7 protein-coding genes are annotated in these 7104 nt (G+C 49.1%); 4 read left to right on the forward strand and 3 right to left on the reverse strand.

The window, feature by feature from the left end; genetic code table 11:
* Positions 1 to 37: 37 nt before the first annotated feature.
* The 3 genes from HMPREF2661_RS08050 to lptF all read right to left on the reverse strand — a co-directional run bounded on the left by HMPREF2661_RS08050 (position 38) and on the right by lptF (position 3560).
* A complete protein-coding gene (locus tag HMPREF2661_RS08050) occupies positions 38 to 1258 on the reverse strand; it encodes a glycosyltransferase (RefSeq protein ID WP_234398659.1) in 1221 nt (406 codons plus the stop codon).
* A 119-nt stretch (positions 1259 to 1377) separates the two neighbouring features.
* Entirely contained in the window at positions 1378 to 2448 is a 1071-nt protein-coding gene (gene lptG / locus HMPREF2661_RS08055; protein ID WP_070823234.1) for an LPS export ABC transporter permease LptG, read from the reverse strand.
* Entirely contained in the window at positions 2445 to 3560 is a 1116-nt protein-coding gene (lptF, locus tag HMPREF2661_RS08060; RefSeq protein WP_003686055.1) for an LPS export ABC transporter permease LptF, read from the reverse strand. The genes lptG and lptF overlap by 4 nt, the downstream gene beginning before the upstream one ends.
* Before the next feature lie 158 nt (positions 3561 to 3718).
* Here lptF and HMPREF2661_RS08065 point away from each other — a divergent pair, with 158 nt between their 5' ends.
* From HMPREF2661_RS08065 to HMPREF2661_RS08080, 4 genes are all read left to right on the forward strand, one after another.
* A complete protein-coding gene (locus HMPREF2661_RS08065; protein ID WP_070823236.1) occupies positions 3719 to 5128 on the forward strand; it encodes a leucyl aminopeptidase in 1410 nt (469 codons plus the stop codon).
* A gap of 101 nt (positions 5129 to 5229) precedes the next feature.
* A complete protein-coding gene (locus HMPREF2661_RS08070) occupies positions 5230 to 5715 on the forward strand; it encodes a cupin domain-containing protein (protein WP_070823239.1) in 486 nt (161 codons plus the stop codon).
* A gap of 136 nt (positions 5716 to 5851) precedes the next feature.
* Positions 5852 to 6733, forward strand: coding sequence for a hypothetical protein (locus tag HMPREF2661_RS08075; RefSeq protein ID WP_141759993.1), 882 nt, complete (start codon positions 5852 to 5854; stop codon positions 6731 to 6733).
* Positions 6726 to 7088 (forward strand): hypothetical protein, encoded by a 363-nt coding sequence (locus HMPREF2661_RS08080; protein ID WP_070823246.1) that lies wholly within the window; start codon positions 6726 to 6728, stop codon positions 7086 to 7088. The genes HMPREF2661_RS08075 and HMPREF2661_RS08080 overlap by 8 nt, the downstream gene beginning before the upstream one ends.
* The last annotated feature ends 16 nt before the right edge of the window (positions 7089 to 7104 follow it).

Genomic DNA, 7104 nt, shown 5'->3' on the forward strand with positions numbered 1-7104 from the left:
CCTTTCAGACGGCCTGACGGCTGGGTCAAAGTGCTGATTAACGGTTTTTCAAAATATCGGCAAAATATTCGGTTACTTCTGCCAAACGTCCGCCCTGCGCGGCATAAGGCTGCATTACGGCCACCAGCTGCTCCAATACTTCGCGTGTTTCAGTTTGCGCGTGTTCGCGGTAGAGCCACATATTTTGCATGGTCACCGTGGTCAATGCCTCGCGTACATTCAGCAAGAGCAAGTGTCGGCAAGACTCATAGCCTTGGCGCAAATCGCCGGCCGCATAGGCGGTAACCGACAATTCATAATCGATGTCCAACTGATAAACATTGCTTTGGACAAAAAGAATATCGTCGTTCGGGAATGGGATACGTTTCGCCATCAGGCCGATTGCATGGGAAATGCGGTATTTTCCTTCCTGACGCAGCATGGTTTGCGCAAGGTAGAGACACTCGGCACGGCGCGGGTTGTAATCGTAGCCTGCCAGCCAAGTTGCCAAAGCTTCATCGCGTTTGCCCATTAATTTGTAGCACTCGCCCAGCTGTTGGTAAGAAACCGTTACTTCTTCGACCCAACCGCCCAACTCGATGCGTTTTTTAAACCATTCGCTCGCACGCTCGGGCATATCGGAGTCCCAATAAGAACGTGCCGCATAAAAGGCGTAACGCGGTTTCAGGTCTTCATCTTCGGGGCTGTAAAACGCTTTTTCCAAAGAAACCGCGTCAAGCAGGTATTTGTTCGCCATGTTGCTGCGCGCGCCAAAACGGCCGCTGAGAACCATATAGTCGCCATGAAGCGTGGCTTCGCTGGTATCTTGTTTGTCGGTTTCGATAAACTCGTGCAACACGCCGCGCCAGTAGAATGTACCGTCATTGCGCAACAACAGCGGACGGTAATAAACCACGCTGCCCGTAGCATTTCGCATGCGGAGGCGATAGCGGTCGGCAGTCAGCTCGGGCAATTCCAATTTGCCTTCAAAGCGGTCGTCCGCATCAAAAATCAACACGTAATCGGTTTTGTCTTTTGCATGTTTCAAAGCCTGATTGCGGTTGTATGCAAAATTTTGCCAACCATCATGATGAATCTCGCCCGCGATGCCCTTTGCATCGAAAAAGCGGCGGATCACGCCGACGGTATCATCGGTCGAGCCGGTGTCGCTGATGACGTAGTAGTCAAGTTTGATGTGGTCGGTGATATTGGCCAGTGTTTCTTCGATGATTGCCGCTTCGTTTTTGACAATCATATTCAAGCAGATGGTTTGGGACATTTTCAATAGCCGCATTAGTTTGGAAAGGTATTATTTTACTTTAGCATTTTGTTTTTTGCACACAAAATACTCAGGCCGTCTGAAGATTGCCTTTCAGACGGCCTGAAGTTGATTTTGCCTTATCTTTTTTCCTGACGGCGTATCAGATACACCGCCAACAGTGCAAACAAAACCGTTGGCAATGCGCCGGCCAAAAACGGTGGCACGCCGTACAACTGGCTGGTAAAGCCGAAGAGCCGTCCGGCAAAGTGAAACAGCAAACCGAGGCAGATACCGCCGAAGAGTTTCAAGCCCATATTGCCGTGGCGCGTGGTTTGCGGCGTAAAGGCGAAGGCAACAAGCGCCATGACCCATGCGGCAACGGGATACACCAGCTTGCGCCACCATGCGATGGCATAGACTTGGGTATTTTGGTTGTTTTTTTCCAGATGGTCGATGTAGGTGGTCAATTCGCCGACAGACATTTGGTCTGGCTTGACGAGCAATACGTCCATCAGGTTGCGTTTGACGGAAATCGGCCAGTTTTCTTCAGTCGCAGTAGAGACCTCAACTTTATCTTCGCCCAATACGCTGCGGCGGATGTTTTTCAGCTGCCAGCTGCCGTCAGGATTCAAAACGGCTGATTCGGCTTCCGCCGCTTGGGTCAGTTCGTTTTTATCGTTGCGCTGCCAAATTTTAATGCCCAAAAGCGTATGGTCGGGTAGCATTTCGCGTACGTTGATAATGCTGTTTTTTTCTTTCAGCCAAAGGCCGGTATTGCCGGTACTGATTTTGCCGTTGATGGCGGCAGCTTTGATGTTTTCGGCTTTTTGGCTCATCGTGGGGGCAACCCATTCGCCGAGCGCAACGGTGGCAATGGCGAAAATCAAACCGAACTGCGACAGAATCAACAGCAGCTTTTTGGTGCTCATGCCGCTGGCTTTGATAACGGTCAGCTCGCTGCCGGAAGCCAGTTGACTGAGGGAAATCAGGCCGCCGATCAAAACGGCGAGCGGCATCAGTTCATAGGCGCGCGCAGGCATCTGCATTAAAACATACTGCCCCAATTTTGCGCCGTTATAGCTGCCTTTTCCAAGATCGCCGACTTCGTTGATGATTTCAAAAAAGCTGTACAAAGCGAGGAAGGCTAGGAGGGCGTAAACCGCCATAACCGCCATTTGACGGATGATGTAACGTGAAATCAGGTTCATTTTCCGCCTTTCAATGTCAGACTTTTGGCAACCGCCTGCCAGAAGGGTTGGCTGGGCATACTGCGCACGCGCAGCAGGACGACGGCAATCACAAACATGATGATGTGCATAGGCAGCAGTCCGAGCCAGAAATGAATTTTGCCGTCTTCCACAGCATTGCGCAGGAAGGTCAGCCCGTTTTGGTAAACCAAAAACAAACCGATGGCAATCAGGATATTGTAGGTGTGGCCGCTGCGCGGATTAAAATAGGAAAGCGGCACAGCAAGCAGGCACAGCAACAAAACGCTGACAGTCAAGGAAATACGCCACATCAATTCCGCCTGGTGTTGGGGATTGCTGCTGCCAATCAGTTGGGCGGTCGGAATGGTGCGGCGGTGTGAAACAGGGTCGATGAGTTTGGGCGTGGTGCTGATAATCAGGCTGAGGTGTTGGAAAGAAACTCGGTTGTAATCGGCTTTGCCGGGCGTACCGCTGTAACGGTAGCCGTCGCGCAATTCAAGCGTGCGTTTATTGTCGGTCAGCGAAAAATTGCCCTCTTTGGCAAAAACGATGTTGTCGTTGCCGTTTTTGTCCTGCTCGCGCAGGAACAGGTTTTTCATGATGCCGGATTCGGTATCGAAGGTTTCGACAAAATAAACCCTGCCGTTGCGCTTGCCCAGGTTATTGAACTCGCCGGCTTCCACCAAAGACAATTCCTGCTTCTGCTTCAAGATTTCGGCATATTCGCGGCTGCGCAACTCTGCCCACGGCATCACCCAAAGCTGCATGACGGCAATCAAAATGGCAAACGGCACGGCAAACTGCATGACCGGGCGTATCCACTGTTTCAACGCCAATCCGCAGGAGAGCCAAACCGACATTTCGCTGTCGCGCCAGTAGCGGGTCAATACGGTCAACGTACTGATAAATGCGGTCAACACCAGCAAAAGCGGGGTCATGCCGATGACCCAGAAGCCGACCAAGGCCAACACGGCATCGATGGCGACGCGCCCGTCGGCTGCGCGGCCAAGCAGGTTGATCGCCTGCGTGGACACCAATACCGCCAAGAGGACGACAAAGATGCCGACGGCGGTAAAGGAAAGTTCTTTAATAAAGTTTCTTTGGTAAATCATAAGATTGAGTGTGGTCTACGGTTTATGGGCAACCTATATTTATTAATAAGGCTTCAGACGGCATGACACAAATGGAGTACAATGATTTTCATCTGTTCGGACGGTTGGTCAACAGGCCGTCTGAATAACCGACAACCGTTCCAATCAGGAGAATAAACGTGAAATTTAGCACAAAAGCCGAAACTTTGCAGGCTCAACAGGCAGGTGCGCAATTATTTGTCTGCGCCGAAGCATCGCAACTGAGCAACCCGACTGCCCTCGCCCTCTTCGCTTCCCTTGAAGAAGGTCAAAATTTCGCCGACACCAAAATCCCGACGGACAACGGTTTGCAAGCCATTGCCGTCGCACGCCTCGAAAAAACCGACCGCGCCGCATTGAACAAAGCCGCCGCCGAGGCCGCCAAATGGGCGCAAAACCAAGAAACGGTCAATGTGGACGTTCATGCCTTTGAAGAAGCGCAAGCTGCTGCCGTTGCCGAAGCCTTCGCCATCGCGTTCGGCAACGCCGCCTACCGTTTCGACCGCTACAAAAAAGAAGCCAAACCGGCCAAATTTGCACAAGCCGTGTTCCACAGCGCACACGAAGCCGCCGTCAAAGAAGCCCTGCGCGTTGCCGAAGCGCAGGTTTACGGACAAAGCCTCTGCCGCGACTTGGGCAATGCCGCGCCCAACGAATGCACGCCCGAATTTTTAGCACGCACCGCCAAAGCCGAAGCCGAAAAACTGGGCGCACACGCCAAAATCATTGAAAAAGACTACATCAAAGAAAACATGGGTTCGTTCTGGTCTGTCGCCAAAGGCAGCGTCGAAGACCCATATTTGGTCGAACTGAGCTATTTCGGTGCAGCCGACAAAGAAGCTGCGCCTGTGGTATTGGTCGGCAAAGGCATTACCTTCGACACCGGCGGCATTTCCCTCAAACCCGGTCTGAACATGGACGAAATGAAGTTCGACATGTGTGGCGCGGCAACCGTCATCAGCACCTTCTGCGCCGCCGTCAAACTGCAACTGCCGATTAACCTTGTCGCCGTCGTCGCCACCTGCGAAAACATGCCTTCCGGCGCAGCCAACAAACCGGGCGACGTCGTGAAAAGCATGAAAGGCCTGACGATTGAAGTGTTGAACACCGATGCCGAAGGCCGTCTGATTTTGTGCGACGCGCTCACTTACGCCGAGCAATTCAAACCTAAAGCCGTCATCGACGTTGCCACCCTGACCGGCGCGTGCATCATCGCCCTGGGTCATGACGTCAGCGGCGTGATGGGCAACAATCAGGATTTGATCGACAGCCTGCTTGCCGCCTCCCGCAACGTGGACGACAAAGCATGGCAACTGCCGCTCTTTGAAACCTACAAAGACCAGCTCAAATCCAACTTCGCCGACATTCCCAACATCGGCACGCCCGGTGCAGGCACGATTACCGCCGCCACCTTCCTGTCCTACTTCACCGAAGACTACCCGTGGGCGCACCTCGACATCGCAGGTACGGCATGGAAATCAGGCAGCGAAAAAGGCGCGACCGGCCGCCCTGTTCCTTTATTGTTGAACTATCTGCGCAATGTGAAATAAATCTTGGGGGGAAGCCTGCGGGGTTACACATTTCAACCCCGCAGGCCGTCTGAAAACGGAATCCGCATTATCTGACTCAACCTGACAAACGGAGAACCACCATGAAACCACTATTTGCCGCATTATCTGCCGCCCTTCTGCTCGGCACATCCATAAGCGCTCAAGCTGCCGAACAAACCACCCCCACCGACCGCAGCATCCAAGTGTACAAACAAGCCGACTTAGCAGAATGGAACCGCGAAAACGCAGCCGGAGGTCAAGGCCCGCTACTCGGCAGCTTTGCCTTCACGCGCCATCAAACCGCCGACCAAGACGCATTCAAAGAAATCGGCTGGCTCACATTACCACCGGGCGCTTCCATCGGCCAACACAAACATACTGGCAATGAAGACGTTTACATCATCGTATCCGGCAAAGGCCTGTTTACCGACAGCGAAGGCAAACAAACCGAAGTCGGCGCCGGAGACATTACCATCGCCCGCCCAGGCCAGTCCCACGCACTCAAAAATATCGGCAAAAAGCCGTTGGTCTTCCTTGATCTGATTGCCGAAACTGCTGCTACCCAAGCTAAGACCTTTACAAAATAACCCATTTATCCAACAGCCGAAACCTAGACACAAGATTTCGGCTGCTTCAGGTACTGTAATCGGGTTAGAGTAACCATTATTTCTATATTAAATCATGTTATGATTGAACTTGTTTTATTCTTGAGTTCAATCAATTATGGCTAACCGTCTTTTTCACTTATATCGCTATCAAATTATTCCGAATGAACGCATTCAAGAACGTCTGCCTTTTGGGGATATGACAGTTGAAGAAGTAATCCAAAATAAAAATGCATTTTTTATCGAAGCCTTTAATAATCTTATCCTGCAGAGTGATTTGAATTTATATGAAGAAACGGCTAGAAAGATAAGAATTAAGCAAATTTTCCCAAGTACCCATGCAGATGAAAGTGAGCAACTTTTTGTATTTAAAGTTGCTACACGTAAGCGATTGAAGAGAGAAACAGAAAATTTTGAATCGGTTTCCGAAGAAAATTGGCCAAGTGCGTTTGTACTTATTTGGAATGACCCAGAGCAACAAATTATTGCTATTGAATATCGACCAATAGCATTTCATAGTACTAATTCATTAGCAGCAACCTTGGAAAAACGTTTAAATGAAATACTTGCTATTCATAATTTAAATGTGCAAATCAATCCGATATTTGATAAGAAATCCTTTTGGGAATTTATTGAAGGTCGCAACTTAGAAAAGGTTATCTTCAAAATAGTTACACCTAACATGGCTTCTATTTCTCAGTCATTAAGTGAAGAATTAAAAGCCATAGCTAAAATGTCCAATTCTGCCACAACAGAATTGGCTTTGACTGCTCCCGAAAATGGTACTTTGAATATTTCACCCAGTATGCCGCAACTTCCTGAACTGGTAGATTACAGCAGTAAAGGAGGTGGAAATATTAGAGTAAAGTATAAAGGTGTCAAAGCAATTACCAACGTCAAAACTGAACACTCTAGTTTAACGGTTGATGAGATTACTATTGAATATCACCCCTATAACCTTGTTGACAAAATTCAAGATTCTTGTAGAGAAAATGATTAAAACTATTGCTGACACCTTTGCCAAATCTTTTGTCATTGCTGTGGTTATTTGTGCCATTCAAGCATTATTTGGGATTTCTTTTGTCAGAGAATTCATGCAGGACAATTTGCTCAATATTCTGGTTACTTTGATGGCTATTAACACTGCAACAATAGCTGTCATTTTGTCAAAAATGTATGAAATCAGTCGAGAACATCAAAAAAAAGTTAATGAAATCTTTGGTGCTACCAAATCACAAATGTTGTTGTCTATTCGTGAACAAATTGCTTTGATAGGTAGTGGTCTAGTTCTTTCTATTTTATCGAAAAAAATAGATTGGGCTTGGAATCCGACTATTATTAAGGGGCTGACGTAGATTAGCCCTAAATTCC

Source organism: Neisseria sp. HMSC061B04, from assembly GCF_001836705.1.
Classification (GTDB): Bacteria; Pseudomonadota; Gammaproteobacteria; order Burkholderiales; family Neisseriaceae; genus Neisseria.

Excerpts from the sequence above, each read along its gene's own strand:
- HMPREF2661_RS08050 (WP_234398659.1), bottom strand. The coding sequence starts at position 1,258 with ATGTCCCAAACCATCTGCTTGAATATGATTGTCAAAAACGAAGCGGCA.
- lptG (WP_070823234.1), bottom strand. The coding sequence starts at position 2,448 with ATGAACCTGATTTCACGTTACATCATCCGTCAAATGGCGGTTATGGCG.
- lptF (WP_003686055.1), bottom strand. The coding sequence starts at position 3,560 with ATGATTTACCAAAGAAACTTTATTAAAGAACTTTCCTTTACCGCCGTC.
- HMPREF2661_RS08070 (WP_070823239.1), top strand. The coding sequence starts at position 5,230 with ATGAAACCACTATTTGCCGCATTATCTGCCGCCCTTCTGCTCGGCACA.
- HMPREF2661_RS08075 (WP_141759993.1), top strand. The coding sequence starts at position 5,852 with ATGGCTAACCGTCTTTTTCACTTATATCGCTATCAAATTATTCCGAAT.
- HMPREF2661_RS08080 (WP_070823246.1), top strand. The coding sequence starts at position 6,726 with ATGATTAAAACTATTGCTGACACCTTTGCCAAATCTTTTGTCATTGCT.